Raw genomic sequence first — 26,008 nt, 5'->3', positions numbered from 1 at the left:
AGATGCCGAAGCGCACCGACCTCCGGTCCATCCTCATCATCGGCGCCGGCCCGATCGTCATCGGCCAGGCGTGCGAGTTCGACTATTCCGGCGCCCAGGCCTGCAAGGCCCTGCGCGAGGAGGGCTACCGCATCATCCTGGTCAACTCCAACCCGGCCACGATCATGACCGATCCGGGCCTGGCGGACGCGACCTACATCGAGCCGATCACGCCCGCGATCGTCGCCAAGATCATCGAGAAGGAGCGCCCGGACGCGCTGCTGCCGACGATGGGCGGCCAGACGGCGCTGAACACGGCGCTGGCGCTGGCCGACGACGGCACGCTGGAGAAGTTCGGCGTCGAACTGATCGGCGCCCGCCGCGAGGCGATCGCCAAGGCCGAAGACCGGCTGCTCTTCCGCAGCGCGATGGACAAGATCGGCCTGGAATCGCCCAAGAGCCAGCTCGCGCGCTCGATGGACGAGGCGATGGCGGCGCTGGAAGCCGTCGGGCTGCCGGCGATCATCCGTCCCTCCTTCACGCTCGGCGGCACCGGCGGCGGCATCGCCTACAACCGCGAGGAGTTCGCCGAGATCGTCCGCGGCGGCCTGCGCGCGTCCCCCGTCGGCGAACTCCTGATCGAGGAATCCGTCCTCGGCTGGAAGGAGTTCGAGATGGAGGTCGTGCGCGACCGCGCCGACAACTGCATCATCATCTGCTCGATCGAGAACGTCGACCCGATGGGCATCCATACGGGCGACAGCATCACGGTCGCACCCGCGCTGACGCTGACCGACAAGGAATACCAGCGGATGCGCGACGCCTCGATCGCGGTGCTGCGCGAGATCGGGGTCGACACCGGCGGGTCCAACGTCCAGTTCGCGGTCAACCCGGCGGACGGGCGCCTCGTCATCATCGAGATGAACCCGCGCGTCTCGCGCTCCTCGGCCCTGGCCTCGAAGGCGACCGGCTTCCCGATCGCCAAGGTCGCGGCCAAGCTCGCCGTCGGCTACACGCTGGACGAACTGCAGAACGACATCACCAAGGTGACGCCGGCCTCCTTCGAGCCGACCATCGACTATGTCGTCACCAAGATCCCGCGCTTCACCTTCGAGAAGTTTCCGGGCACCGAGCCGCTGCTCACCACCTCGATGAAGTCGGTCGGCGAGGCGATGGCGATCGGCCGGTCGTTCGAGGAATCGGTGCAGAAGGCGCTCCGCTCGATGGAGACCGGCCTCACGGGCTTCGACCCGGTGGTGATCCCCGGCCTGACCGGCGGCGCCGGCGACCGCGACGTGCTGCGCGCCGCGCTCGCCCGCCCGGTGCCCGACCGCATCCTCATCGTCGCCGAGGCCCTGCGCCGCGGCATGTCGATCGCCGACATCCACGCCGCCTGCCGCATCGATCCCTGGTTCATCGCCCGCATCCAGGCGATCGTCGAGGCCGAGCAGCAGGTCCAGGCGGCGGGCCTGCCGGCCGACGCGCCCGGCATCGCCCGCCTGAAGCGCCTCGGCTTCTCGGACGCGCGCCTCGCCGCGCTCGCCGGCAGCGACGAGGCGGCGGTGTCCGACGCCCGCCGCGCCGCCGGCGTCAAGCCGGTCTACAAGCGCATCGACACCTGCGCGGCGGAGTTCCCGTCGAGCACCCCCTACATGTACTCGACCTACGAGTCCGACGGCTTCGCCCCGGCCGAGTGCGAGTCCGACCCGACCGGCCGGCGCAAGGTCGTCATCCTCGGCGGCGGCCCCAACCGCATCGGCCAGGGCATCGAGTTCGACTATTGCTGCGTCCATGCCGCCTATGCGCTGCGCGAGGCCGGCATCGAGACCATCATGGTCAACTGCAACCCGGAGACGGTGTCGACGGACTACGACACCTCCGACCGGCTCTATTTCGAGCCGCTGACGGCCGAGGACGTGACCGAACTGGTGCGCGTCGAGCAGTCGAAGGGCGAGGTGCTGGGCGTCATCGTCCAGTTCGGCGGCCAGACGCCGCTGAAGCTGGCCGCCGCGCTCGAGCGTGCCCGCATCCCGATCCTCGGCACCTCGCCCGACGCCATCGACTTGGCCGAGGACCGCAAGCGGTTCCAGGTACTGCTGCAGCAGCTCGGCCTGCGCCAGCCGGAGAACGGCACCGCCACCTCCGAGGACGAGGCGATCGCCGTCGCCGAGCGCATCGGCTACCCGGTCGTCATCCGCCCGTCCTACGTGCTGGGCGGCCGGGCGATGGAGATCGTCCACGACGTCACCCAGCTCCAGCGCTACATGACGACCGCGGTGCGCGTCTCGGGCACCAGCCCGGTGCTGATCGACTCCTATCTCAACGATGCGATCGAGGTCGATGTCGACGCCGTCGCCGACCGCCGGACCGTGGTCGTCGCCGGCATCATGGAGCATATCGAGGAGGCCGGCATCCATTCGGGCGACTCCGCCTGCTCGCTGCCGCCCTACTCGCTGCCGGCCGACGTCATCGCCGACATCGGCCGCCAGACCGAGGCGCTCGCCCGGGCGCTCGGCGTGGTCGGGCTGATGAACGTCCAGTTCGCGGTCCAGGGCCGCGACGTCTACGTGCTGGAGGTCAATCCGCGGGCGAGCCGCACCGTGCCCTTCGTCGCCAAGGCGACCGGGGTGCCGATCGCCAAGATCGCCGCCCGGGTCATGGCGGGCGAGGCGCTCGCGTCCTTCCCGACCAAGGCGACCCGGCACGCCCATGTCGCGGTCAAGGAGGCGGTCTTCCCGTTCGCCCGCTTCCCCGGCGTCGACACGCTGCTCGGCCCGGAGATGAAGTCGACCGGCGAGGTGATGGGCCTCGACCTCGATTTCGGCCGGGCCTTCGCCAAGTCGCAGCTCGGCAGCGGCACCAACCTGCCGCTCTCGGGCACCGTCTTCGTCTCGGTGCGCGACCGCGACAAGCCGCAGGTGGTGGAGCCGGTGCGGCGGCTGGCCGCCCTCGGGTTCCGCATCATCGCCACCAGCGGCACCGCCGAATGGCTGCGCGAGCAGGGGATCGCGGTCGATCGCGTCAACAAGGTGCTGGAGGGCCGGCCGCACATCGTCGACGCCATGCTGTCGGGCGAGGTCCAGCTCGTCTTCAACACGACCGAGGGCGCCCAGGCGATCGCCGACAGCTTCAGCCTGCGGCGCACGGCGGTGACGACGGGCGTGCCGTACTACACCACCATGGCGGGTGCCCGGGCCGCGGTCGAGGCGATCACGGCGCTGGAAGCGGGCGCCCTTGAAGTCGCTCCGCTCCAGGCATACCTTCAAGGTTCTTTCTGAGGGACGCCCGGTCGGCAACGGCCGGGCGGCCTTGTTTCTTTTGTGTCCTCCCGGGCCGGGTTCCCCCGGGAGAACGCTGTCCATGTCCGTGAAATTTCCTACGGAACGGAACGCATGAGCAAAGTCCCGATGACGGCCAGCGGCTATGACAGCCTGGTCGAAGAGATGAAGCGTCTGAAGACGGTGGACCGGCCGGAGGTGATCCGCGCCATCGCCGAGGCGCGCGAACACGGCGATCTCTCCGAGAACGCCGAGTATCACGCCGCCCGCGAACGCCAGAGCTTCATCGAGGGACGGCTGGCGGAACTCGAGGACAAGATCGCCCGGGCCGAGGTGATCGACGTCTCCAAGCTGTCCGGCGACGTCGTCAAGTTCGGCGCCACCGTGACCCTGGCCGACGAGGACACGGACGAGACGACGACCTATCAGATCGTCGGCGAGGACGAGGCCGACATCAAGGCGCAGCGCCTTTCGATCACCGCCCCGCTCGCCCGCGCGCTGATCGGCAAGCGCAAGGGGGAATCGGTCGAGGTGACGACCCCGCGCGGCGCCAAGTCCTACGAGATCATCAAGGTCGCCTTCAAATAGGCGATCGGGGGCCCCAAACATGCGAAGGGCGCCGACCCGGCCAGGTCGGCGCCCTTCCTCGTTCGGGGCCTTGCCTCGTTCGGAGCCTTGTCCAGGCGAGGCTCAATAGCCCTCGCGCTCCATCCGCTTGCGCAGCAGCTTGCGATAGCGCCGCACCGCCTCGGCCTGCTCCCGCGCCCGCCGCTCCGAGGGCTTCTCGAAGGTTCGGCGCATCTTCATTTCCCGGAAGACGCCTTCGCGCTGCATCTTCTTCTTGAGGGCGCGCAGGGCTTGGTCGACGTTGTTGTCGCGGACGAGGACTTGCACGGCTGTCGGCTCTCCTTTCGCTGGACGAGCAAACCGGTTCGGCAGGAAGTATTCCCGCTCCGACTCGGCTCGATATCACAAGCGCCGGGGCAGCGTAAATCGGCTTGTCGGGACCGCCGGCGAGCCGCCGGCGCCGCGCTATTGGCAAGGCGGGCGCGCGCGCCCTAGACTTGGGGCAATCGAATTGGGAGAGGAAGGCACCGGATACTCGGATGCCATGCCCCCGGGGGAGGAGCGACCATGATCGAGCGCAGGAGCCTTCTCGGCCTCGCCGTGGCGGCGATGGTCGGCGTCGCGGCCGGGCCGGCCGCGGCCGATCTGGCCAAGCTCTACGAGGCCGCCAAGAAGGACGGCGAGGTGACGTGGTACGTCGCCCACTACACCACCCAGCAGGCCGAGGAGACCGGCCGCGCCTTCGAGAAGAAGTACCCCGGAATCAAGGCCAACGTCGTGCGGACGACGGCGCAGGTCGCCTACCAGCGCCTCAACCAGGACATCGCCGCCGGCGTCGCCAAGTGCGACGTCTTCAGTTCGACCGATATCGGCCACTATGTCGAACTGAAGAAGAAGGGCCTGCTGATGGCCCACAAGCCGGAGAACGCCGCCAAGGTGGCGGAGCCGTTCCAGAACTTCGATCCGGACGGCCTCTACTATCCGACCGCGGCCGGCCTCATCGTCATCGGCTACCGCACCGACAAGCTGAAGCCCGAGGAACTGCCGAAGAACTGGACGGACCTCCTCGATCCCAAGTGGCGCAACAAGGTCGCCACCGGCCATCCCGGCTTCTCGGGCTATGTCGGCACCTGGGTGGTGACGATGGAGAAGCTCTACGGCTGGTCCTTCTTCGAGAAGCTGGAGAAGAACCGGCCGCAGATCGGACGGTCGATCAACGACACCGTCACCATGCTCAACGCCGGCGAGCGGCTCGTCGCCTTCGGGCCGACCGCGACGACGCTGGAGAGCGCCGACCGCGGCAACCCCGTCGGCGTCATCTACCCGACCGACGGCTCGCTGCTGATGATCTCGCCCTCGGCCATCATGAAGAACACGACCAAGCCGAACGCGGCCAAGCTCTTCATGGAGTTCCTGCTCGACGTCGAGCATGCCGAGGTCGCGGTGAAGAACCGGCAGGAGAGCCTGCGGCCCGAGGTCAAGCCGCTGCCGGGCGCCAAGCCCTTCACCGAGTTCAAGGTGATCCGGCCGAGCGACGCCGAGGTGTCCGCCGGCATTCCCAAGGCGATCGAGAAGTGGCGCGACCTGTTCGGGGGCTGATGCCGGGCTGACGGCAGCGCCCGGCGGGCGGACCGGCCGGCGATGGTCGACGGAACGGTGACCGGGCCTGGCGCAGGCCGCGCCGGCTGGGCCGTGCGGCTGCGCCAGTTCGACCCCACCCTCCTGGTGTGGCTGGCGCTGGCGCTCGTCCTCGTCTTCCTCGTCGTCAACCCGCTCTTCCGGCTCGTCCTCACCAGCTTCGCCGAGAAGGACACCGGCGCCTTCACGCTGGCGAACTATGCCGCGGCCTATGGCCGGGTCCGCTTCGTCGAGGCGCTGTGGAACTCGCTGGTCCTCGGCGCCGCGGTGTCGGCGCTCTGCCTCGTCCTCGCGGTGCCGCTCGCCTGGGGCGTGTCGCGCACCGACATGCCGGGCAAGGGGCTGGTGCGGCTGCTGGTGCTCGGCACCTTCATCACCCCGCCCTATCTCGGCGCCATTGGCTGGATCCTGCTGGCCGGGCCGAACGCCGGCTGGATCAACCGCATCTGGCGTGGCCTGACCGGGGCGGAGGAGCCGCTCTTCGACATCTACAGCTTCCCCGGCCTCACCCTCATCATCGCCCTCTATTCCTTCCCCTACCTCTTCATCTTCGTCAGCGCCGCCCTCGACCTCGTCTCCTCGGAGATGGAGGACGCCGCCGCCATCCTCGGCGCCGGCAAGTGGCGGACGACCTTCCGCATCACCCTGCCCCTGGTGCTGCCGGCGATCCTGGGCGGGGTCATCATCACCTTCCTCGAGGCGATCGCGCTCTTCGGCTCGCCGGCCCTGATCGCGCTGCCGGCCCGCTTCAACGTCGTCACGACCCAGCTCTGGCAGTTCTTCTCCCATCCCGCCCGCGTCGAGGTGGCGGCCGCCTTCGCGATGCCGCTCCTCCTCGTCACCATTGCGCTCTTCGGGGTGCAGCAGCGCATCATCCGGCGCCGCGGCTTCGTCGCCCTGACCGGCAAGGGCGGCGAGCGCCGGCCGCTGGCGCTCGGGCCGTGGCGCTGGCTCCTCTTCGGCTACGCGCTCCTGGTGCTGACGCTGGCGGTGCTGCTGCCCTACCTCATCCTCGGCCAGGCGGCCTTCGCCAAGGCCTGGGGGCGCGGCTTCGGCTTCGACAACCTAACGCTCGCCAACTTCCACTTCCTGCTCTTCGAGCACGCGACCGCGCGCCAGTCCGTCGTCAACAGCTTCCTCTACGCCGCCGCCACCGCCTGCATCGCGATCGGGCTGGCGCTCGCCATCGCCTATATCGTGCAGCGCCGGCTCATCCCCTTCGGCGGCGTCCTCTCGTTCCTCTGCATGGCGCCCTTCGTCATCCCCGGCATCGTGCTGGCGATCGGCTTCTATGCCGCCTACGCGCCGCCGCCGCTCTCCCTCTACGGCACCGCCTGGATCCTGATCCTCGCCTTCACCACCCGCTTCCTGCCGATCGCCTTCGCCAACGCGTCGGCCGCCATCCGCGCCATCAACCCCGAGATGGAGGACGCCGTCCGCATCCTCGGCGGCAGCCGGCTGACCGCCGTCCGCCGGGTGGTGACGCCCTTGCTGAAGAGCGGGCTGATCGGCGCCTGGCTGCTCGTCTTCATCCCGGCGACGCGCGAGCTGTCGGCCGCCATCTTCCTCTACGGGCCCGACACGCGGACCATGGCGGTGATGCTGTTCGACCTCTCCGAGGAGGGCAATTTCGAGCGGCTGGCCGCCCTCGGCTGGCTGCTGCTCGGCGCCACCATCGTCATCGTCGCGGTCGGCTACCGCATCGTCGGCCGGGACTTCATGCTGCGCCGCGGCGCCAGCGATTAGGGCTTCCGCCCGCCGGAGGCTCGGCTAAGCTTTCCGCTTCGTGACCCCCACTCCCGCCCCCCCGAGAGGCCGAATGACCGATCCCGCCGCCCTGCCGCTCGCCCGCTTCAAGGTTCTCGACCTGACCCGCGTCCGCGCCGGCCCGACCGCCGTCCGCCAGCTCGCCGACTGGGGCGCCGACGTCATCAAGATCGAATCGCCGCCGGCGATCGAGCAGGGCGAGGGTCTGGGCGGGCCGCGGCACGGCTTCGACTTCCAGAACCTGCACCGCAACAAGCGCTCGATGACGCTGAACCTGAAGGCGCCCGAGGGCCTGGCGATCTTCCGGAAGCTGGTCGAGACCGCCGACGTGGTGGTCGAGAACTACCGCCCGGACGTGAAGTTCCGGCTCGGCGTCGACTACGAGACGCTGCGCGCGATCAACCCGCGGATCATCCTCGGCTCGATCTCGGGCTTCGGCCAGGACGGCCCCTACCGCGACCGGCCAGGCTTCGACCAGATCGCCCAGGGCATGGGCGGCCTGATGTCGATCACCGGCCTGCCCGGCCAGGGACCGGTGCGCGTCGGCATCCCGGTCGCCGACCTGACCGCCGGCATCTTCTGCGCCATGGGCATCCTGGTCGCACTGCTGGAGCGCGAGGTCTCGGGCCAAGGCCAGTGGGTGAAGTCGTCCCTGCTCCAGGCCCAGATCGCCATGCTCGACTTCCAGGCGGCGCGCTGGCTGATGGCGGGCGAGGTGCCGAAGCAGGCCGGCAACGACCACCCGACCTCGATCCCCACGGGCGTCTTCGAGACGGCCGACGGCCACATCAACATCGCCGCCACCGGCGGCGGCATCTACAAGCGCTTCTGCGAGGCGATCGGCGCGCCCGAACTCGCGACCCATCCCGACTACGCCACCAGCGCCGAGCGCTCGAAGAACCGCAAGGCGCTGAACGCCGCGATCGCCGCCATCACCCGCACGCAGCCGAGCCGGCACTGGATCGACCTGCTCAACCAGGCGGGCGTGCCGACCGGCCCGATCTATTCGATCGACGAGGTCTTCGCCGATCCGCAGGTCGAGCACCTGAAGATGGCCCAGCCGGTCGACCATCCGGTGCTGGGACCGCAGAAGGTGGTCGGCCAGGCGGTCGAGCTCTCGCGCACGCCCTCGGTCATGCGCTCCGGCTCGCCCGAGCAGGGCGCCGACACCGACGCCATCCTCCGGGGCCTCGGCTACGGCGAGGCCGAGATCGCCGCCCTGCGGGCGAAGAACGCGATCTGACGGGCCGGCGGGGCGGCCGGCGTCGCCGCCCCCTACGGCACCAGGATCGTCGCCCCCGTCGTCCGCCGCCCTTCCAGCTCGCGATGGGCGTCGGCGACCTCGGCCAGCGGCCAGCGGCGCGCGACCTCGACGCGGACGACGCCGCCGCGCACGAGGTTGAGGAACTCGTCGGCCGCGCGCTCGAGGTCGCCGCGGTCGGCGATCCAGGTGCCGAGCGTCGGCCGGGTGACGATCAGCGACTTCCGGTGCAGGCGCTGCAGCGGGAAGGGCTCGACCTGGCCCGACGCGGTGCCGTAGTTGATCGCCATGCCCATCGGCCGGAGGCAGTCGAGCGAGCCCATGAAGGTGTCGCGGCCGACGCTGTCGTAGACGACGGGCACGCCCCGCCCGCCGGTCAGGCGCTGGACCTCGGCGACCCAGTCGCGCCCCTCGCCATAGAGCACCGGATGGTCGCAGCCATGGGCCGCGGCGATCGCCGCCTTGGCCGGCGAGGAGACGGTGCCGATGACGGTGGCCCCCAGATGCTTCGCCCACTGGCAGAGGACGAGGCCGACCCCGCCGGCGGCGGCATGGACCAACACCGTGTCGCCGGGCTGGACGCGGTAGAGCCGGCGCACGAGGTACTGGGCGGTCAGGCCACGCAGCAGGCCGGCCGCGGCGACGCCGTCCTCGACGTCCGCCGGCAGGCGGATCAGCCGGTCGGCCGGCATCAGGCGGACCTCGCGATAGGCGCCCATGGCGCCCGCATAGGCGACCCGGTCGCCGACCGCGAGCCCGGCCGCCCCCTCGCCCGCCCCCTGGCCCAGGGCATCGACGACACCGACCCCCTGGACCCCGAGCACGAAGGGCATCGGGTCGGCGCCGAACTGGCCGATCCGGTGATAGATGTCGACGAAGTTGAGGCCGATGGCGGTGTGGCGGATGCGCGCCTGTCCGGGGCCGGGGGCGCCGACCTCCTCCTCCTCGAGCTTCAGTTCCTCCGGACCGCCGTGGCGGTGGATGCGGACGACGCGCGTCATCTGGATGGCCCTCCCGGCGCGGCATGCTATACGGGCATCCGCAACCCTTCCAGACGGACCGCCCGCGAGAGGTTCCCATGCCCGACGACGTCCAGCGCCTGCCCGAGCTGACCAAGCACATGATCGCGGAGATCGACGGCGCGATCGGCTGGATCACCTTCAACAAGCCGGAACGGCGCAACGCCGTCTCGACCGACATGTGGGAGGCGCTGCCCAAGATCCTCGACGAGTTCGAGGCCAATCCGCAGGTCCGGGTCATCGTGCTGAAGGGTGCGGGCGACCAGGCCTTCGTCTCCGGCGCCGACATCTCGCAGTTCGAGCAGGCGCGCAACACGCCCGAGCAGGTCGCGGCCTACGAGCGCTTCGTCGAGAACTGCAGCGACCGGCTGCGCCATGTCGGCAAGCCGACGATCTCGATGATCCGCGGCTGGTGCGTCGGCGGCGGCGTCGCCATCACGCTGAACACCGACATCCGCATCTGCTCCGACGACAGCCGCTTCGCCATCCCGGCGGCCAAGCTCGGTCTCGGCTATCGCGCCACCGGCATCAACAAGCTGGTCTCGATCGTCGGCCCGGCCTTCGCCAAGGAGATCTTCTTCACCGCGCGGGCCTTCTCCGCCGCCGAAGCCGAGAAGATGGGGCTGGTGAACCGCGTCGTGCCGGCGGCCGAGCTCGAGGCCTATGTCCGCGACTATTGCGCGACGATCGCCGCCAATGCGCCGCTCACCATCCTCGCCGTCAAGCGCGAGGTCGAGGAGATCGCCGGCAAGATGCCGGGCCATGTCGATGTCGAGTTCTGCGACACGCTGGTGAAGGCGTGCTTCAACAGCGCCGACTACAAGGAAGGCCGGACCGCCTTCATGGAGAAGCGCAAGCCCGTCTTCAAGGGCGCCTGACCCGGCACCCGGCGGGGGCCTAGCCCCGCTTGCGCAGCGCGGCCAGGCCCCGGGTCAGGCCGCGCAGCGACACCGGCACCCGCGCGACCTCCTCGCTGTCCTTGCGCGAATAGGCGACCACCGCCTTCTGGCCGGCCCGCAGCTCGGCCAGCATGTCGTCGTCGAGCAGCGCCAGCACCGCGCAACTGTCGGGACCGCAGTTGCGGATGCCGACCTCGCGCACCGGGCGGTCGTCGACCCGGATGATGATTCCGGCCTCCTGGATGGCGGCCGGCGGCAGCTTCACGATCATCGCCGGCTTGCCGTCGGGCGCGAAGTAGCCGATGGCGACCGCCAGCGCCAGCCGCTCGGGATCGTCCTTGTGGCTGAGGCGCTGTTCCACGAAGCAGGTGTCCCGGCTGGCTCCCGGCCGGCGCTCGCAGCCGAGCCGCCAGTCGTCGAACCGCTCGCCGCTCTCCGGCTGGGCCGCCTTGCCGCGGCCCTTCTGCTGGGCGATGGCGGGGGCGGCCGCCACCAGCAGGGCAATCAGGGCGGCGGACAGGGCAGCGGGGAGGATACGGCCGGGACGGGTCATGGGCCGCTAGTTGGACCCGTCCCGCCGCGCGCGCAAGCCCGGCGCCTGCGCCGCTTGACCGCAGCCCGGGCCACCCCCTTAGCTGGTGGTCCTGGGGGCGCAGCGAGAGGACGGGCACCATGGCGGCGGACGGCGGCATCTTCGTCGGCAAGGGAACGGTCGAACTGCGGCTGCTGCCGCGGCTGGCGAACCGCCACGGCCTCATCGCCGGCGCCACCGGGACCGGCAAGACGGTGACCCTGCAGGTGCTGGCCGAGGGCTTCTCGCGGATCGGCGTCCCGGTCTTCATGGCCGACGTGAAGGGCGATCTCGCCGGCATCGCCCGGCCGGGGGAGCCGAAGCCCAAGCTCGACGAGCGCGCCGCCCAGCTCGGCATCCGGCTCGAGCGGCGCGGCTTTCCCGTCGTCTTCTGGGACCTCGACGGCAGCCAGGGCCACCCCGTCCGCGCCACCATCTCCGACCTCGGGCCCCTGCTCCTGGCCCGGCTCATGGGCCTCAACGAAATCCAGACCGGCGTCCTCAACCTCGCCTTCAAGCTCGCCGACGACGAGGGACTGCTGCTGCTCGACCTCAAGGACCTCCGGGCGATGCTGGTCTTCGTCGCCGAGAACGCCCGGGCGCTGACCCTGCGCTACGGCAGCGTCTCCTCGGCCTCGGTCGGCGCCATCCAACGCGCCCTGCTGGCGCTGGAGACGCAAGGGGCGGAACGCTTCTTCGGCGAGCCGATGCTCGACATCGCCGACCTGCTGCAGGTCGACGCCGCCGGGGCGGGCATCGTCAGCATCCTCGCTGCCGACCGCCTGATGCAGCAGCCGAAGCTCTACGGCACGTTCCTGCTGTGGCTCCTGTCCGAGCTCTTCGAGGCGCTGCCCGAGGTCGGCGACCCCGAGAAGCCGCGGCTCGTCTTCTTCTTCGACGAGGCCCACCTCCTCTTCGACGACGCGCCGGACGCGCTCGTGGACAAGGTCGAGCAGGTCGTGCGCCTGATCCGCTCCAAGGGCGTCGGCGTCTATTTCGTGACCCAGAACCCGCTCGACATCCCGGAGCGGGTGCTGGCGCAGCTCGGCAACCGGGTGCAGCACGCGCTCCGCGCCTTCAGCCCGCGCGACCAGCGGGCGGTGCGCGCCGCGGCCGAGACCTTCCGCCCCAATCCGCGCATCGATACCGCCGCCGCCATCACCGAACTCGGGGTCGGCGAGGCGCTGGTCTCGCTGCTCGACGAGAAGGGGCGGCCGGGAATCGTCGAGCGGGCGCTGATCCGGCCACCCGACTCGCGCCTCGGGCCGATCAGCGATGCCGAGCGCGCGGCGATCCTGGCGGCGAGCCCGATCGGCACCCGCTACGACGTCACCGTCGACCGCGTCTCGGCGTTCGAGCGCCTGAGCCATCGCCATGCCGCCGACGCAACGGAGCCACCGACCGCGCCGACCCAGCCGCCCGCCCGCGGCGGCCGCGGCCCGTGGAGCGAGCCGGCGCCGCCGTCGGGTCCCTACGGGCGCCCGGCGCCCAGCCAGACGGGCCCCGGCCGCCCCACCTCCGGCCGCCGGCCGGCCGGGGGTTCGGTGCCGCGGACCCGCGAGTCGCCGGAGGAGGCCTTCATGAAAAGCGTCGCCCGCAGCGTCGGCAGCACCCTCGGGCGGCAGATCGTGCGGGGCATTCTGGGCTCGATTCTGCGCCGCTGAGGGCCCCGCGGGGGCCATTCCGTGACGCAACCGCCACAGGTGCGGCGCATTCGACACCACTCCGTGGGGAATCTGGTGACCCTTCGAGCCATTCGCTAAGTTCCGCCCCGGACGAGCGACCGGTCCTGCCCCGGCCGGATCTCGTCGTGATCGATCGTTCCAAGGAGTTCTGCGATGTCCACCAATTTCCGCCGTCTCGGCAAGCTCGCCGTCGTGCTGGCGCCCGTCGTCCTGCTCGGCGCCTGCGAGAGCATGGGTTCCGACGACAAGGCGCTGCTGCAGAAGACGGCCAGCAACTCGGAAGCGGCCCTCGTCGAGGCGCGCAAGGCGTCCGACAACTCGGCCCAGGCGCTGGCCGCGGCCCGTCAGGCCCAGGCGACCTCGCAGCAGGCGCTGCAGGCCGCGCAGGCCGCGCAGGCCGATGCCCGCGCCGCCAACGAGAAGTTCGACCGCGCCTTCCGCCGCGGGATGCGCAAGTAGGGTTCGATCGTCGAGGCGGGACCGCGGGACCCCCGCGGTTCCGCCTCAGAGCGACGAGCGCGACACGCGCTCGATCGGCTGCCCGGCCGTCGGCCCGTCCGACGACGCGGCACCGATCGAGCGAGTGATCCGGACCGGCACGCCGTCGCGGCGGCTCTCCGCCGCCTCCAGCGTCGCCCAGTCGATCCGCCCGACCGCGGGGCCGGCGAACTTCGCCACCCGGTCGCGCAGGCCCGGAATGGGCTTCGGATCGAACTTTCCCTCTTCCTCCAGCAGGTCGACGTCCCGGCGCGAGGGATGCAGGTCGACGAAGAGATCGTCGCCGATCCAGCCCATCTTCGCCTCCTGGTCGACCACGGTGACCCGGGTCCCGATCGGCACCAGCCGGTAGAGCTGCTCGATGCCCTCGGGATAGAGCCGGATGCAGCCGCGCGTCACCCGGCGGCCGATCGCATCCGGCTCGTTGGTGCCGTGGATGGCGTAGAGCGGCCACCCGAGATACATCGCGAAGGCCCCCATCGGATTGTCCGGCCCCGCCGGCACCACCGCCGGCAGCGTCGGATCCTCCCGCCGCTTCTCGGGCGTCGGGGTCCAGGTCGGGTTCTCCTTCTTGCGCACCACCGTCGTGCTGCCGGTCGGCGTGCCCAGCCCCTCCTGGCCGATGCCGATGGCGAAGGTCCGCACCGGCTGGCCGTTGCCGGGGAACCAGTAGATGCGCTGGTCCGACAGGTTGACGACGATGCCCTGGCGCGGCGCATCCGGCAGGACATGGGCGGTCGGCAGCAGGATGCGGGCGCCGAGACCCGGCAGCCACGGGTCGACGCCGGGATTGGCCGCGACCAGCTCGGCGTAGCCGAGATTGTAGGTGCGGGCGATGTCCATCAGCGTGTCCTCGTAGCGCGCCGAATAGACGAGCAGTTCGCCGACGACATCGTTGCGAATCGGGGTCATCGCCGGAGCGCGCGGCCGGGGCGGCGTCTGCGCCGCCGCCGGCCACGGCAGGAGGGCGCCGGCCGCGGTGGCAGCCAAGCCGGCCAGCACGGCGCGGCGGGACGACGGGGCTTCGGTCATGTCGGACAACTCGGGTCGGCTCCGCATCAGGTCAAGCGAGATATATAGGCGAGTCGTCGGCCGATTCCGTTCCCCCCTCGGCCCGGCGAATCGCGATCCGTTCTCCCGCGATGCAACAAAGCCACAGTGTTGCAGATCGATTTACAACAGCAAGTCCGTGATTTTGCTGTTGTTTTGGATTTTCCGCTGGTTCACATTCGATGAAGCTTCGTGAACGGAGCGGGATGTGGCGCCAATTGGCCGCCTTCGAGCGGCCAGCCGGTGGGGATCGGCCGGTGCGACATCGACAAGATTTGGGGTCGTGGGTATTGGGGATCGAGGGGGACATGGACGACCGTACCGAGGTCGAGCAGGACGGGTCTTCCGTCGGCCGTCGCGGAGTTCTCGGCGCCTTCGCCGCGCTCGCCGCAGTCACTGCCCTGGTCCCGGGCGCCTGGGCGGTCTCGCTGCCGCTCCGCAAGCCCGAGGGCCTCGCCGGGTTCGGCGCCGACGACGGCGACTGGCAGTTGCCGGGACAGAAGCCGAACCCGAGCGGCCAGCTTCCCGGCCGCAAGCCGGAGGTGACCCAGGTCGCGACGCGGGCGCCGCGGATCGGGCGGGGTGCCCGGCTCCTCAACCTCTACAACGTCCATACCGGCGAGCGCGTCCGTGGCCCGTTCTGGCAGGACGGCAGGTACGTGCCGGAGACGATGCGCTCGATCACCCGGATGATGCGCGACCATCGCGCCAACCAGGTGCACAAGATCGACCCGAAGCTGATCGAACTCCTGCACGCGATCCAGATGCGGATCGGCCAGAACAAGCCGCTCGAGATCGTCTCCGGCTACCGTTCGCCCAGCACCAACGAGATGCTGCGCGAGGCGGGCTACGGCGTCGCCGAGCACAGCTACCACATGGTCGGCAAGGCGGTGGACATCCGCGTGCCCGGCTACCGCGTGTCGCAGCTGAGCCGCATGGCCAAGGCGATGCGGCGCGGCGGGGTCGGCACCTACGGCAGCGGCAACTTCCTGCACATCGACACCGGCCCCGTCCGCTACTGGTAGCGACGACGCCCCGAGGCCGGGGCGATCACCGGGCGAAGATTTCGGCGAGCCGGCGGTAATCCGCCGGCTCGTTGTAGATCTGGGCCGAGACGCGGACGTGGCAGCGGCCGCCGAAGGCCATCACCGGCACCTCGACCCTGTGCTCGTGCCAGATCCGCGTCCGCATCGCGCGCGCCGCCTCCCGCGTCGGTTCGACCGCGAACGGCAGCGCGACCAGCGCCATCGATCCCGCCATCGCCGGCGGCGTCAGCACCTCCGTACCCCAGGCCGCCGCCACCGTCGCCGCCCCTTCCGCCGCCAGCGCGACGTTCCGCGCGCGCAGCCGTGCCGGCCCGAGCGAGCGGTAGAAGGCGAGCGCGGCATCGATCGCGAGGTAGGGCGAGAAGTCGCGGGTCCCGGTCCAGTCGAACTCGGCCAGGAAGCCGCCGCCATAGCCGTGCGACACGACCGGCGGGTGGAGGTCGCCGCGGGCGTCGGGGGCCGCCCAGAGGACGGCGCAGCCGCGGGCGGCGAACAGCCACTTGTGCGGGTTGCCGACATACCAGTCGGCCCCGATCGCCGCGATGTCGAGATCGAGCATGCCCGGCGCGTGCGCGCCGTCGACCAGGAGGGGAACGCCACGCCGCCGGCAGAGCCGCGCGATCTCCGCCACCGGCAGCACCAGCGCGGTCGGCGAGGTGATGTGGTCGACGACCACCAGCCGCGTCCGCGCGTCGATCGCCTCCGCCAGCGCGTCGACGACGGCCCCCGGCGTGGTTCCGGGAAACGGCAGCTTCGCCTCCACCAGCGCCGCCCCGGTCACCGATGCGACATGGCGGGCGGTGTTGCGGACGGCGCCATAGCCGTGGTCGGTGCCGACGATGGTGTCGCCCGGCCCCAGCCGCAGCGACCGCAGCACGGCGTTGGCGCCGCTGGTCGCGTTCTCGACGAACACCGTGTCGTCGGCGGCCACGCCCAGGAACGGCGCGACGATGCCGGCCGCCCGGCGCAGCGCCGGCGTCAGGGTCTCCTGGAAGAAGAGCACCGGCTGCCGTTCCATGCGCCGGCGCCACGCCTCGGCGGCCTCGCTGACCACGCGCGGAACCGCGCCATAGGATCCGTGATTGAGATAGGCGATGTCCGGGTCGAGCCAGAAGGCGTCGCGGATCGCCGCCCCTTCGCGCAGTTCGGCCGGCAATTCAATGTCATGGGCGATCGCATTGGCAGACATGGCTTTTCCCCTTGGCTGCCATCACTTTGCCACGGTTTGGCCGCTTGCTGGAACCGCATCGATCGCGGACGCGGGCGCCAGGCTGCACCCGATCTTGTGGGTCGGCCGACGCGAGCCACTAATCGTTTGACGGGGTGCCGGCTTCCGATCAAGATGTGCCGGGCCGCACGTCGTGGCCCACCAAATGTGGGGGAATCCATGGATTGGACCGACGAGCGCATCGCCGAGCTGAAGCGGCTCTGGTCCGAAGGGTTTTCAGCCAGCCAGATCGCCGAGCGCCTGGGCGGGATCACCCGCAACGCGGTGATCGGCAAGGCCCACCGGCTGCATCTGCCGAGCCGCCCTTCGCCGATCCAGCGCCAGATGGGAGAGCGCCGCCAGCGCACCCGCCCTGCCGTGCGGCCGGCCGCGATCCGCGTCCAGCCCGTCGAAGTGGCGCGCGCCGCCCCGCCGCCGGTGGTGGCCAAGGCCCCGGCCCCGCCGCCGCCCAGAAACTTCCGGGCCGGCCCCATCGACTACAGTTCGGCCCTGACGCTGAGCGACCGGCACTGCCATTGGCCGATCGGCCACCCCAACGAGCCCGGCTTCCACTTCTGCGGCGCTGCGGCCGCACCGGGGCGGCCCTACTGCCAGGCGCATTGCCAGGTCGCCTACCGCAAGACCGACGACGCCGCGGCCTGAGCCGGCGGCAAGACCGGCGCGACAAGACCCGGCACGACGAAACACGGCGCGGGACATGTCCCGCGCCGTCGTCGTTTCTGCCTGGGGGAATGGTGGAGCGGAGGAGGATCGAACTCCCGACCTTCGCATTGCGAACGCGACGCTCTCCCAGCTGAGCTACCGCCCCACATTCGCCGGCCGGATCGCCGCTGGCGTCCGGAGCGGCGCGGATAATGGGAATCACCGCCCGGGAAGTCAAGGCGAACCCGCGGGGAATCTGCCGATGCCCGGGCGCGACGGCGGCTTGCCGCCCGGCCGGCCGTTGGCTAGTGTCCGGCAGCCCTTCCGGAAGCCGACCGCCGCCGATGAACGCCCTCCTCACCCTGATTACGACCGTGATCGGCCTCTATATCTGGGTCCTGATCGCCTCGGCCGTCATGAGCTGGCTCATCGCGTTCAAGGTGGTCAACACCTACAACCGCGTCGTCGCCTCGATCGCCGAGATCCTGTACCGGCTGACCGAGCCGGTGCTGGCGCCGATCCGGCGCGTGCTGCCGGCGATGGGCGGGCTCGACCTCTCCCCGATCGTGCTGATCCTGCTGCTCTTCTTCCTGCGCGACCTGGTGATCGAGTATTTCCCCCGCTGACCCGCCCTCGCCGCTGCATCCGGTCCGCGACGGCGTCCGGATCGCGGTGCGACTGACCCCGCGGGCGTCCTCCGACCGGGTCCTCGGGGTGGCGCTCGACGAGGCCGGGGAGGCCGTGCTGCGGGTCCAGGTGACGGCCGCGCCGGAGGACGGGCGCGCCAACGCCGCGCTGGCCGCCCTGCTGGCGAAGCGCTGGCGGCTGCCGAAATCGTCGATCGCCGTCGTCCAGGGTCAGGCGGCGCGGCGCAAGGTGCTGCACATCGCGGGCGAGGCCCAATTGCTGGCCGCCCGGATCAGGGAGGCGATGGCCAGGGATGGCTGAGGCAAGTCGAATCGACGGCAAGGCGGCGGCGGACGACCTCCGCGCGCGCATCGCGGCGGCGGTCGCCCGCCTTTCCGCCCGCCACGGCACGGCCCCCGGGCTCGCCGTCGTCCTCGTCGGCGAAGACCCGGCGAGCCAAGTCTATGTCCGCAACAAGGGGATCGCCACCCGCGCCGCCGGAATGGCGTCCTTCGAGCACCGCCTGCCGGCGACCGCGAGCGAGGCCGAGGTGCTGGCGCTGGTCGCCGCGCTCAACGCCGACCCGGCGGTCGACGGCATCCTGGTGCAGCTGCCGCTGCCGGCCGGGATTTCCGCCGCGGCGGTGACGGCGGCGATCGATCCCGCCAAGGATGTCGACGGCTTCCATCCGGTCAATGCCGGCCGGCTGTGGGGCGACGGCGGCGGCCTCGTCCCCTGCACGCCGCAGGGCTGCATGCTGCTGCTGCGCGGGGCGCGGGAGCGCCTGGCCGGCGCCGAGGCCGTCGTCCTCGGCCGCTCGCAGATCGTCGGCAAGCCGATGGCGGCCCTCCTCCTCGGTGCCGACTGCACGGTGACGGTGGCGCACTCGCGCAGCCGCGACCTGCCCGCACTCTGCCGCCGCGCCGACATCCTGATCGCCGCCGTGGGCCGTCCGGAGATGGTCCGCGGCGACTGGATCCGGCCGGGCGCCACGGTCATCGACGTCGGCATCAATCGGGTCGCCGGCGCCGACGGCCGCTCGCGCCTCGTCGGCGACGTCGCCTACGCCGAAGCCGCGGCGGTCGCGGGCGCGATCACCCCGGTTCCCGGCGGCGTCGGCCCGATGACGATCGCCTGCCTGCTGCGCAACACGCTGCTCGCCGCCGCCCGCCGCCGCGGCTGGGGCGAGGCGGAGGCGTAGGAGCGCCTGCGCATCGGCCGAGGGCACCGTTCCCGCCCGGGCAGCGATCGGTCCCGGGCCAGGAGACCGGGCGTCATCCCGCCTGGTCGTGGAGGTGGCAGGCGACCTGGCGGCCCGGGGCGACCGGCTTCAGCGCCGGATACTCGACGCGGCAGCGGTCCATGGCGTGCGGGCAGCGCGGATGGAAATGGCAGCCCGACGGCGGGTTGATCGCCGAGGCGACCTCGCCCTCGAGCCGCGCCATGGTCACCTTCGCACGCGGGTCCGGCACCGGCGAGGCGTCGCGCAGCGCCTTGGTGTAGGGGTGCAGCGGCTGGTCGAAGATCTGGTCGGTCGGCCCGTCCTCGACGATCCGGCCGAGATACATGACCGCGACGCGCTTGCAGAAGTGCCGGACGACGCCGAGGTCGTGCGAGATGAAGAGGAAGCTGAGGCCGCGCCGCGCCTTCAGCCCGTCGAGCAGCAGCAGGATCTGGGCCTGGATCGAGACGTCGAGCGCCGAGACCGGCTCGTCGGCGACGATGAGTTCCGGCTCCAGCACCAGCGCGCGGGCGATGCCGATGCGCTGGCGCTGCCCGCCCGAGAATTCGTGCGGATACTTCTCCAGCGCGTCGCGCGGCAGCCCGACTTCCTCCAGCACCGCGGCAGTGCGGGCGGTGATCTGGTCGCGGGTGCCGAGGCGGTGGACCTGCATCGGCTCGGCCAGGGTCTGCCCGACCGTGCGGCGCGGATTGAGCGAGGCGAACGGGTCCTGGAAGACGATCTGCAGCTTCTGGCGGAGCTGACGCAGGCGGCCGCCGGAGGTCGTGAGGAAGTCCTCGCCGCGATAGAGCACGGCGCCGCCGTCCGGCTCGATCAGGCGCAGCAGCGCCCGGCCCGCCGTCGACTTGCCGCAGCCGGATTCGCCGACCAGCCCGAACGCCTCGCCCTCGGCGATGCGGAAGCTGATGCCGGCCAGCGCCTTGACGTGCACCGTCTCGGTGCGCGGGAAGCCGCGGCGCACCGTGAAGGTCTTGCGGAGGTCGGCGACCTCGAGCAGGGGGGCGGTCATTGCACCACCTCGGTGCCGCCGCGGACCCAGCAGCGCACCTGGTGCGCCGGCTCGTCGGGCAGCCGGGTCAGGGGCGGTACCGCGACGCGGCAGCGCGCCTCGACATGGCGGCAGCGGTCGGCGAAGCGGCAGCCCGGCGGCATGCCGGTGATCGGCGGCACCTGGCCGCCGATCGCCTGCAGTTCGGCCGTGTCGCGGTCGACGCGCGGGATCGAGCTCAGCAGCGCCTCGGTGTAGGGATGCGTCGGACGGGCGAAGACGGCGTCGATGGGTGCGGTCTCGACCACTTGGCCCGCATACATCACCATCACCCGGTCGGCGATCGAGGCGACGACGCCGAGATTGTGGGTGATGAACACCATCGCCATGCCGTAGGCCTCGCGGACCTCGGCCAGGAGCGCCAGCACCTGCGCCTGGATGGTGACGTCGAGCGCCGTCGTCGGCTCGTCGGCGAGCAGCACCGCCGGGTTGCAGGCGAGCGCCATGGCGATCATCACGCGCTGGCGCATCCCGCCCGAGAACTGGTGCGGGAAATCGTCGAAGCGGCGGGCGGCCGACGGGATCTTCACCTGATCGAAGAGGGCGAGCGCCGTCCGCCGCGCCTCCGCCCGGCCGAGATTGCGGTGGTAGTGCAGGCTCTCCGCGACCTGGAAGCCCACCGGCAGCACCGGGTTGAGCGAGGTCATCGGCTCCTGGAAGATCATCGACACCCGGTTGCCGCGCACCTTCTCCATCTCCGGCTCGGAGAGCGGCACGAGGTCGCGGCCCTCGAGCAGGATGCGGCCGGCGGCGATCCGTCCGGCGCCGGGCGGCACGAGACCCATCACCGAGAGTGCGGTGATGCTCTTGCCGCAGCCGGATTCGCCGACGATCGCCAGCGTCTCGCCGCGGGCGAGGTCGAAGGAGACGCCCTGGACCGCGGCATGCCACTCGCCGCGGATGCGGAACTCGGTCGTCAGGCCCTCGACCCGGAGCACCGGGGCGCCGGCCGTGCCCGCCGCCTCACTCATGGCGCAGCCTCGGATCGGTCGCGTCGCGCAGCCCGTCGCCGAGCAGGTTGAGGCCGAGCATGACGATGAGGATGGCGATCGACGGGAAGACCGAGAGCCAGGGCGCGTCCAGGATGTTCTCGAAGCCCTCGCGGATCATGCTGCCCCAGGTCGGGGTCGGCGGACGGACGCCGAGGCCGATGAAGCTGAGCGAGGCCTCGGTGCGGATCGCCGTCGCCAGCCACAGCGAGCCCATGACCAGGACCTCGGAGGCGACGTTGGGCAGGATGTGGATGCCCATGATGCGCCCGTGCGAGAAGCCCATGGCGCGGCCGGCCTCGACGAACTCGCGCTCCTTGATGACGAGGGTGGGGGCGCGGGCGATGCGGGCGAAGGGGGCGACGGCGGTCAGCCCGATCGCCAGGATCAGGTTGACGACGCTGGGACCCAGCATGGCGACGACCAGCAGCCCCATGATGAGGCTGGGGAAGGAAAGGAGCACGTCCATTCCCGCCATCACCACCCGGTCGAAGCGGCCGCCGACATAGCCCGAGACGATGCCGATGGCGCTGCCGACGACCATCGCGATCAGCACCGCCGAGGTCGAGACGAAGAGCGAGACCCGCCCGCCCCACAGGATGCGCGAGAGGATGTCGCGGCCGTAGGGGTCGGTGCCGAGCCAGTAGGTCTCCGACGGCGGCTCCAGGCGCGCGATGATATCCTGCTCGAGCGGATCGTGCGGGGCGATCCAGGGCGCGAGGATGGCGCTCGCCACCATCACCAGGACGAGGCTGGCGCCGATCGCGGTCGCCTTGTTGCGCCGCGCCCGCGACCAGAACATGGCGAATGCGCCGGGCGGCCGCGACGTCGCGTGGACCGCCGTCACTGGCGCTTCACCCGCGGATCGATGAACCCGTAGGTCATGTCCGTCAGCAGGTTGCAGAGCACGATGATGAAGGCATAGATGACCATCAGTCCCTGCAGCATCGTGTAGTCGCGCTGGTTGAGCGCGCCGACGATGAGCTTGCCCAGGCCCGGGCGGTTGAAGACGATCTCCGACAGCACCGAGTTGCCGATCAGCACCCCGAGATAGAGGCCGACCACGGTGACGACGGGGATGAGGGCGTTGCGGAGCGCGTGGCGCCAGACGACCATCCGGCCCGGCACGCCCTTGGCGCGGGCGGTGCGGATATAGTCCTCCGACAGCACCCCCAGCATGCTGGAGCGGGTGACCCGGGTGATGTAGGCCAGCATGATGAGGCCGAGGTTGAAGGCCGGCAGCGCCAGGCTGCGCAGCCGCTCGGCCGGATCGGCCATCGCCGCCGAACTGATGACCGGGAACCAGCGGAGCTGGATCGCGAAGACCAGCAGCAGCAGCACCGCCGAGACGAAGGCGGGGAAGCTGAGGCCGACCAGCGAGATCATGCGCGCGGCATAGTCGGCCCAGCCGTTGCGGCGGCGGGCCGAGACGATGCCGAGCGGCACGCCGAAGACGACGCCGATCACCAGCGACGCCACCGTCAGCTCGATCGTGTAGGGCAGGACGTCGGCGACCTCCTCGAGGATCGGCCGGCCCGACAGCATCGACTTGCCGAGGTCGCCCGAGAGGACCATCAGCATGAAGTCGAGATATTGCTGGAACAGCGGCTTGTCGAGGCCGAGCTGCTGGCGCAGCGCCTCGAGCGCCTCCTGGGAGGCGCTGTCGCCGAGGATCACCATCGCCGGGTCGCCAGGGGCGACCCGGACGAAGAGAAAGACGATGGTGAGCACGGCGATGAGGGTCGGCAGCGCGACCAGCAGGCGCTTCAGGATGAACCCGATCATGAAGTCCTGCCGGTCGCCCGGTGCCGCCGGCCGACGACGTCCGACCCCGCGGTCACTGCTCGGCCGTCACTTGAAGCCCGACTTCTCGGTCAGCATCGGCCCGAGGCTGAGCGAGCCCTTGAGCTCGTAGCCGAGGTCGAAATTGTCCCGGTGGGCCCAGACCTGGGTGTTCGCGACCAGCGGCACGCCGCAGACCGCGTCGATCACCTTGCGCTGCGCCACCTTCCACAGCTCGAGCTGCTTGGCCGGGTCGGTCTCGACGCGGGCGCCGTCGATCTCGGCGTCGGCGACGTTGCAGTGCGAGAAGTTGGTCACGGCCGTCGCCGTGCCGACGATGCTGCGCGAGTGGAAATACTGCGTCAGGTGCTGGTCGGCGACCGGGAAGCGCGCCGAGGAGTAGTAGACGAGGTCGCTCAGGTCCTTGCGGATCTGGGCGTGGAAGGTCGGATGGTCGACGACCTCGAAGACGAGGTTGATGCCGGCCCGCTTGAGCTGCGCCTGCACGACCTCCATCAGCGTCAGCATGCTGGGCTGCGAGGTCTGGATCGCCTTGATGGTGACCCCGTCCTTGTAGCCGGCCTCGGCGAGCAGCGCCTTGGCCTTGGCGAGGTCGTGCTTCAGCAAGGGCGCCTTCTCGTCGGTGCCGAGGTAGCCTTCGGGCACGACGGACACGGCGGCGCGGAAGACGCTGGCGCCGCGAAACTTGACGAGCTGGTCACGGTCGACGGCGTGCGCGATCGCCTGGCGGACGCGGAGGTCGTCGAGCGGCTTCTTGGTCATGTTGAGGTGCAGGTGGCCGAGCTCGCCCGGCCCGAAGATCTGCAGCACCGTCTTCGGCTGGCCCTTCATGCGCTCGACCCAGCGCTGGTCGGCGCGGCCGTAGATCAGGTCGACCTCGCCGTTGGTGTAGGCGAGGTCGCGGCTGGCATCCGACGGGATGTAGCGATAGACGACCTTGTCGAGCTTCGGCTTGCCGCGGAAATAGTCCTTGTGGCCGACCAGCGTCACCGCCTGGTTGCGCTGGTAGTCGGAATAGGCGAACGGCCCGGTGCCGACGGCCTTGGAGCGGAACTCGTCGCCCAGCGCCTCGACCGCCTTCTTGCTGACGATGTTGCCGCCCTGGAAGTTGGTGAAGATGCCGAGCGGGCTCGGCACGTTCTCCTTGAACTTCACCTCGACGGTGTAGGGGTCGAGAGCGGTCACGGTCTCGATCGCCCGGAAGTCGGACGAGAAGGCCGAGGTCTTCGGGTTGGCGGCGCGCTGGATCGAGAAGACCACGTCCTCGGCGGTCAGTTCGCCGTAGTTGCCGTGGAACTTCACGCCCTTGCGCAGGAAGAACTTCCAGGTCTTCTTGTCGGCCGAGCTTTCCCAGCGCTCGGCGATGTCCGGCTCGATGTCGGCCGGGTTGAGGCTGCCCGGCTTGAAGCGGACGAGGCCGTTGAACATCCAGCCGATGATCGCCTTGTCCTGGGTCGATGCCGTGCGGTGCGGGTCGAGCGAGCCGAGGTCGGCCGCTCCCATTGCCGCGTTCAGCACCTGCTCGGCCGCGGCCGGCGCGGCAGCGCCCGCCGCCAATGCCAAGCCCACCACCGCCGCGCGCGCGGCGGATCCGATATGCGTCATTGCTGTTCTTCTCCCTGTTCTTCGCACTCGATCCGTCGGAGGCGAGGCGCCAGAGCGCGCCGACGCCTCCGGCTGCCGCCCGCTCAGGCGGCGGCCACCAGTTTCCGCCCCTCCCGCAGGTATTGTGCCATGTCTTCGAGATAGGCGGTGGGGAATTCCATGCGCGGCCGCCGCTGGCGCCGCCACAACAGCCGGTCGCCGGCCGTGTGCAGCACCTGCTCCGCCGGCATCGCCGGCCAGGTCGGCATCTGCAGCCACAGGCGCAGCATGTGCCGGCGCCGCGCCACTTCCGGCCAGTCCTCGTAGTCGGTGCGGCTGTGCAGCATGATCCGGTTGTTGAGGAACTGGATGTCGCCCTCCCCGATGCTCATGTCGAGGTAGAACTCCTCCGAGTTCGCCAGGCGCTGGATCTCCTCCAGCGCCTCGAGATCGAAGTCCGACAGGGTCGAGAGGCCGTGCTGCGCCGCCATCTTGGCGTAGTTCAGCATGTAGTAGGACGAGAGTTCGCCGTCGCGGACGACGTAGATCGGCACCGGCTTCTCGCTGACGACGACGCCCTCGCCGAACTTGGCATCGAGTTCCATCCGGCGATACCGGTAGCCCTCGTAGAGCCGCCGGGCGATGTCGGGTCGGCGCTCGCAGATGGCGTCGTGGATGCCGACCGAGCTCGCGATCCGGCTCTTGCCGCCCGATTTCGCGGCGCGCAGGCAGAGCAGCGCGACGATGTCGGAGGAATCGGTGTGGAAATTCTGCCGGCCGCCCTTGTGGTAGCCGCGGGGGTCGGCCTCGACGTCGCTGACGTCGATGACGTTGCCGAGCAGTTCGCCCTGCCAGCTCTGCGGCCCCGGCGCTCCGAGATGGACGCCGAAGCCGTAATAGATGCGCGCCATGTCGTCGGCCGAGTAGCGCTCGCGCGGCAGTCCGCGCAGCAGCACGAAGCCGCGACCGAACCGCAGTTCGTCGCGCAGGCGCACGAAATAGGCGCCGACGTTCGGCAGCGGGAAGGTCGCGGGCGTGATCTCGGGGAAATCGAGGTCGCCCAGGCCCTTCAGATGCCGGAGGGCGGCGTCGATCTCCTCGATCTCGGCCGGCTGGAAGACGTGCAGCGAATCGGCCCGCCAGTCGAGGGTCGAGCCCTTCCACGAGGCTCGGGATGCGATCGGCTTCGGCTCGAAGGTCATGGGTCGGGACTCCCCGCTCCGGTGGCTGGCGGCGCAGGCGGGGCGGTCTGCCGTTCGCCGGAGCGCGCGGCGGATTGATCGGACGCTCGGGAGACGAACGTGGCAGCTTGCCTAAAATCTGTCAATCAAGTGAAAGCGCTTGCAGTCCTCCCGAAGGTCAAGGCGCCGCCGGCAGGTCGAGCCGCGCCGCGAGCCCGCCCAGCGCCGCCCGGCCGAGATCGAGCCGTCCGCCATAGAGCCCGGCCAGATCGGTCGCGATCGCGAGGCCGAAGCCGTCGCCGGCGATGCCGGCATCGAGCCGCGTCCCGGGCTGGAGTGCGCGCGCCATGTCGGCCTCGGCGAGGCCGGGACCGTCGTCGGCGATGGTGAGGCGCAGCCGGCCGT

The 26,008-nt window shown here is 70.6% G+C and carries 25 protein-coding genes and 1 tRNA gene; 13 read left to right on the top strand and 13 right to left on the bottom strand.

Going from position 1 to position 26,008, the window contains the following annotated elements; translation table 11 throughout:
- Positions 1-2: 2 nt before the first annotated feature.
- Together carB and greA are read left to right on the top strand one after the other, a co-directional pair.
- Complete coding sequence (gene carB / locus ACE3Q3_RS03975) at positions 3-3,257, top strand: carbamoyl-phosphate synthase large subunit (protein ID WP_374442125.1); 3,255 nt, start codon at positions 3-5, stop codon at positions 3,255-3,257.
- A gap of 114 nt (positions 3,258-3,371) precedes the next feature.
- Entirely contained in the window at positions 3,372-3,845 is a 474-nt protein-coding gene (gene greA, locus ACE3Q3_RS03970) for a transcription elongation factor GreA (RefSeq protein ID WP_374442122.1), read from the top strand.
- Between the two features lie 102 nt (positions 3,846-3,947).
- On the opposite strand, the gene rpsU is transcribed toward greA, so the two are convergent.
- Positions 3,948-4,151 carry a 30S ribosomal protein S21 gene (gene rpsU, locus ACE3Q3_RS03965; RefSeq protein WP_374442119.1) on the bottom strand — a complete coding sequence of 68 codons (204 nt, stop codon included), beginning with the start codon at positions 4,149-4,151 and terminating at the stop codon, positions 3,948-3,950.
- A 240-nt stretch (positions 4,152-4,391) separates the two neighbouring features.
- On the opposite strand from rpsU, the gene ACE3Q3_RS03960 reads away from it, so the two are divergent.
- From ACE3Q3_RS03960 to ACE3Q3_RS03950, 3 genes are all read left to right on the top strand, one after another.
- Positions 4,392-5,423, top strand: a complete 1,032-nt coding sequence (locus ACE3Q3_RS03960) for an ABC transporter substrate-binding protein (RefSeq protein WP_374442116.1) — start codon at positions 4,392-4,394, stop codon at positions 5,421-5,423.
- 57 nt (positions 5,424-5,480) lie between these two features.
- Positions 5,481-7,208, top strand: coding sequence for an ABC transporter permease (locus ACE3Q3_RS03955; protein ID WP_374442113.1), 1,728 nt, complete (start codon positions 5,481-5,483; stop codon positions 7,206-7,208).
- A 73-nt stretch (positions 7,209-7,281) separates the two neighbouring features.
- Positions 7,282-8,472 (top strand): CaiB/BaiF CoA transferase family protein, encoded by a 1,191-nt coding sequence (locus ACE3Q3_RS03950; RefSeq protein ID WP_374442110.1) that lies wholly within the window; start codon positions 7,282-7,284, stop codon positions 8,470-8,472.
- 32 nt (positions 8,473-8,504) lie between these two features.
- Here ACE3Q3_RS03950 and ACE3Q3_RS03945 read toward each other — a convergent pair whose 3' ends face one another.
- The gene (locus ACE3Q3_RS03945; RefSeq protein WP_374442108.1) at positions 8,505-9,491 is read right to left on the bottom strand and encodes a quinone oxidoreductase; all 987 of its coding nucleotides are present in this window, start codon (positions 9,489-9,491) and stop codon (positions 8,505-8,507) included.
- 77 nt (positions 9,492-9,568) lie between these two features.
- On the opposite strand from ACE3Q3_RS03945, the gene ACE3Q3_RS03940 reads away from it, so the two are divergent.
- Positions 9,569-10,387, top strand: a complete 819-nt coding sequence (locus ACE3Q3_RS03940) for an enoyl-CoA hydratase (RefSeq protein ID WP_374442105.1) — start codon at positions 9,569-9,571, stop codon at positions 10,385-10,387.
- 19 nt (positions 10,388-10,406) lie between these two features.
- Here the strand turns inward: ACE3Q3_RS03940 and ACE3Q3_RS03935 are convergent, their stop codons facing one another.
- On the bottom strand, positions 10,407-10,961 hold the full coding sequence (locus ACE3Q3_RS03935; protein ID WP_374442102.1) for an invasion associated locus B family protein: 555 nt from the start codon (positions 10,959-10,961) through the stop codon (positions 10,407-10,409).
- Between the two features lie 119 nt (positions 10,962-11,080).
- Here ACE3Q3_RS03935 and ACE3Q3_RS03930 point away from each other — a divergent pair, with 119 nt between their 5' ends.
- Entirely contained in the window at positions 11,081-12,643 is a 1,563-nt protein-coding gene (locus ACE3Q3_RS03930; RefSeq protein WP_374442099.1) for a helicase HerA-like domain-containing protein, read from the top strand.
- A gap of 174 nt (positions 12,644-12,817) precedes the next feature.
- Positions 12,818-13,123 (top strand): alanine-zipper protein, encoded by a 306-nt coding sequence (locus ACE3Q3_RS03925; RefSeq protein WP_374442097.1) that lies wholly within the window; start codon positions 12,818-12,820, stop codon positions 13,121-13,123.
- Positions 13,124-13,168: 45 nt separating this feature from the next.
- Here the strand turns inward: ACE3Q3_RS03925 and ACE3Q3_RS03920 are convergent, their stop codons facing one another.
- The gene (locus ACE3Q3_RS03920) at positions 13,169-14,194 is read right to left on the bottom strand and encodes a L,D-transpeptidase family protein (RefSeq protein WP_374442094.1); all 1,026 of its coding nucleotides are present in this window, start codon (positions 14,192-14,194) and stop codon (positions 13,169-13,171) included.
- 326 nt (positions 14,195-14,520) lie between these two features.
- Here ACE3Q3_RS03920 and ACE3Q3_RS03915 point away from each other — a divergent pair, with 326 nt between their 5' ends.
- Positions 14,521-15,237, top strand: coding sequence for a YcbK family protein (locus ACE3Q3_RS03915; protein ID WP_374442091.1), 717 nt, complete (start codon positions 14,521-14,523; stop codon positions 15,235-15,237).
- A 25-nt stretch (positions 15,238-15,262) separates the two neighbouring features.
- Here the strand turns inward: ACE3Q3_RS03915 and ACE3Q3_RS03910 are convergent, their stop codons facing one another.
- Entirely contained in the window at positions 15,263-16,447 is a 1,185-nt protein-coding gene (locus ACE3Q3_RS03910; protein ID WP_374442088.1) for an aminotransferase class V-fold PLP-dependent enzyme, read from the bottom strand.
- A 198-nt stretch (positions 16,448-16,645) separates the two neighbouring features.
- On the opposite strand from ACE3Q3_RS03910, the gene ACE3Q3_RS03905 reads away from it, so the two are divergent.
- Positions 16,646-17,128, top strand: a complete 483-nt coding sequence (locus ACE3Q3_RS03905; RefSeq protein ID WP_374442085.1) for a GcrA family cell cycle regulator — start codon at positions 16,646-16,648, stop codon at positions 17,126-17,128.
- 90 nt (positions 17,129-17,218) lie between these two features.
- Here the strand turns inward: ACE3Q3_RS03905 and ACE3Q3_RS03900 are convergent.
- Positions 17,219-17,294: transfer RNA gene (locus ACE3Q3_RS03900), tRNA-Ala, on the bottom strand.
- Between the two features lie 178 nt (positions 17,295-17,472).
- On the opposite strand from ACE3Q3_RS03900, the gene ACE3Q3_RS03895 reads away from it, so the two are divergent.
- The 3 genes from ACE3Q3_RS03895 to folD are packed head-to-tail and all read left to right on the top strand — an operon-like array spanning position 17,473 to position 18,956.
- The gene (locus ACE3Q3_RS03895; protein WP_374442082.1) at positions 17,473-17,754 is read left to right on the top strand and encodes a YggT family protein; all 282 of its coding nucleotides are present in this window, start codon (positions 17,473-17,475) and stop codon (positions 17,752-17,754) included.
- A complete protein-coding gene (locus ACE3Q3_RS03890) occupies positions 17,741-18,076 on the top strand; it encodes a DUF167 family protein (protein WP_374442213.1) in 336 nt (111 codons plus the stop codon). The genes ACE3Q3_RS03895 and ACE3Q3_RS03890 overlap by 14 nt, the downstream gene beginning before the upstream one ends.
- Positions 18,069-18,956 carry a bifunctional methylenetetrahydrofolate dehydrogenase/methenyltetrahydrofolate cyclohydrolase FolD gene (gene folD, locus ACE3Q3_RS03885; protein ID WP_374442079.1) on the top strand — a complete coding sequence of 296 codons (888 nt, stop codon included), beginning with the start codon at positions 18,069-18,071 and terminating at the stop codon, positions 18,954-18,956. The genes ACE3Q3_RS03890 and folD overlap by 8 nt, the downstream gene beginning before the upstream one ends.
- 73 nt (positions 18,957-19,029) lie before the next feature.
- On the opposite strand, the gene ACE3Q3_RS03880 is transcribed toward folD, so the two are convergent.
- From ACE3Q3_RS03880 to ACE3Q3_RS03850, 7 genes are all read right to left on the bottom strand, one after another.
- Positions 19,030-20,007, bottom strand: coding sequence for an ABC transporter ATP-binding protein (locus ACE3Q3_RS03880; RefSeq protein WP_374442076.1), 978 nt, complete (start codon positions 20,005-20,007; stop codon positions 19,030-19,032).
- Complete coding sequence (locus ACE3Q3_RS03875) at positions 20,004-21,017, bottom strand: ABC transporter ATP-binding protein (protein WP_374442074.1); 1,014 nt, start codon at positions 21,015-21,017, stop codon at positions 20,004-20,006. The genes ACE3Q3_RS03880 and ACE3Q3_RS03875 overlap by 4 nt, the downstream gene beginning before the upstream one ends.
- Positions 21,010-21,882 (bottom strand): ABC transporter permease, encoded by an 873-nt coding sequence (locus ACE3Q3_RS03870; protein ID WP_374442071.1) that lies wholly within the window; start codon positions 21,880-21,882, stop codon positions 21,010-21,012. Before ACE3Q3_RS03870 ends, ACE3Q3_RS03875 begins: the two co-directional genes overlap by 8 nt.
- Positions 21,879-22,820, bottom strand: a complete 942-nt coding sequence (locus ACE3Q3_RS03865) for an ABC transporter permease (protein WP_374442068.1) — start codon at positions 22,818-22,820, stop codon at positions 21,879-21,881. The genes ACE3Q3_RS03870 and ACE3Q3_RS03865 overlap by 4 nt, the downstream gene beginning before the upstream one ends.
- A 66-nt stretch (positions 22,821-22,886) precedes the next feature.
- A complete protein-coding gene (locus tag ACE3Q3_RS03860; RefSeq protein ID WP_374442065.1) occupies positions 22,887-24,443 on the bottom strand; it encodes an ABC transporter substrate-binding protein in 1,557 nt (518 codons plus the stop codon).
- A gap of 83 nt (positions 24,444-24,526) precedes the next feature.
- Positions 24,527-25,624 (bottom strand): TauD/TfdA family dioxygenase, encoded by a 1,098-nt coding sequence (locus ACE3Q3_RS03855; protein WP_374442062.1) that lies wholly within the window; start codon positions 25,622-25,624, stop codon positions 24,527-24,529.
- Between the two features lie 157 nt (positions 25,625-25,781).
- Positions 25,782-26,008 (bottom strand): ATP-binding protein (locus ACE3Q3_RS03850; RefSeq protein ID WP_374442059.1); only part of this gene is annotated, 227 nt, incomplete at its 5' end.

The sequence above is a fragment of the Allostella sp. genome (genome assembly GCF_041913585.1).
In the GTDB taxonomy this organism is placed as follows: domain Bacteria; phylum Pseudomonadota; class Alphaproteobacteria; order ATCC43930; family Allostellaceae; genus Allostella.
Note: the sequence above shows the minus strand (reverse complement) of the source record. Positions and strands in the feature narration are given on the sequence as shown.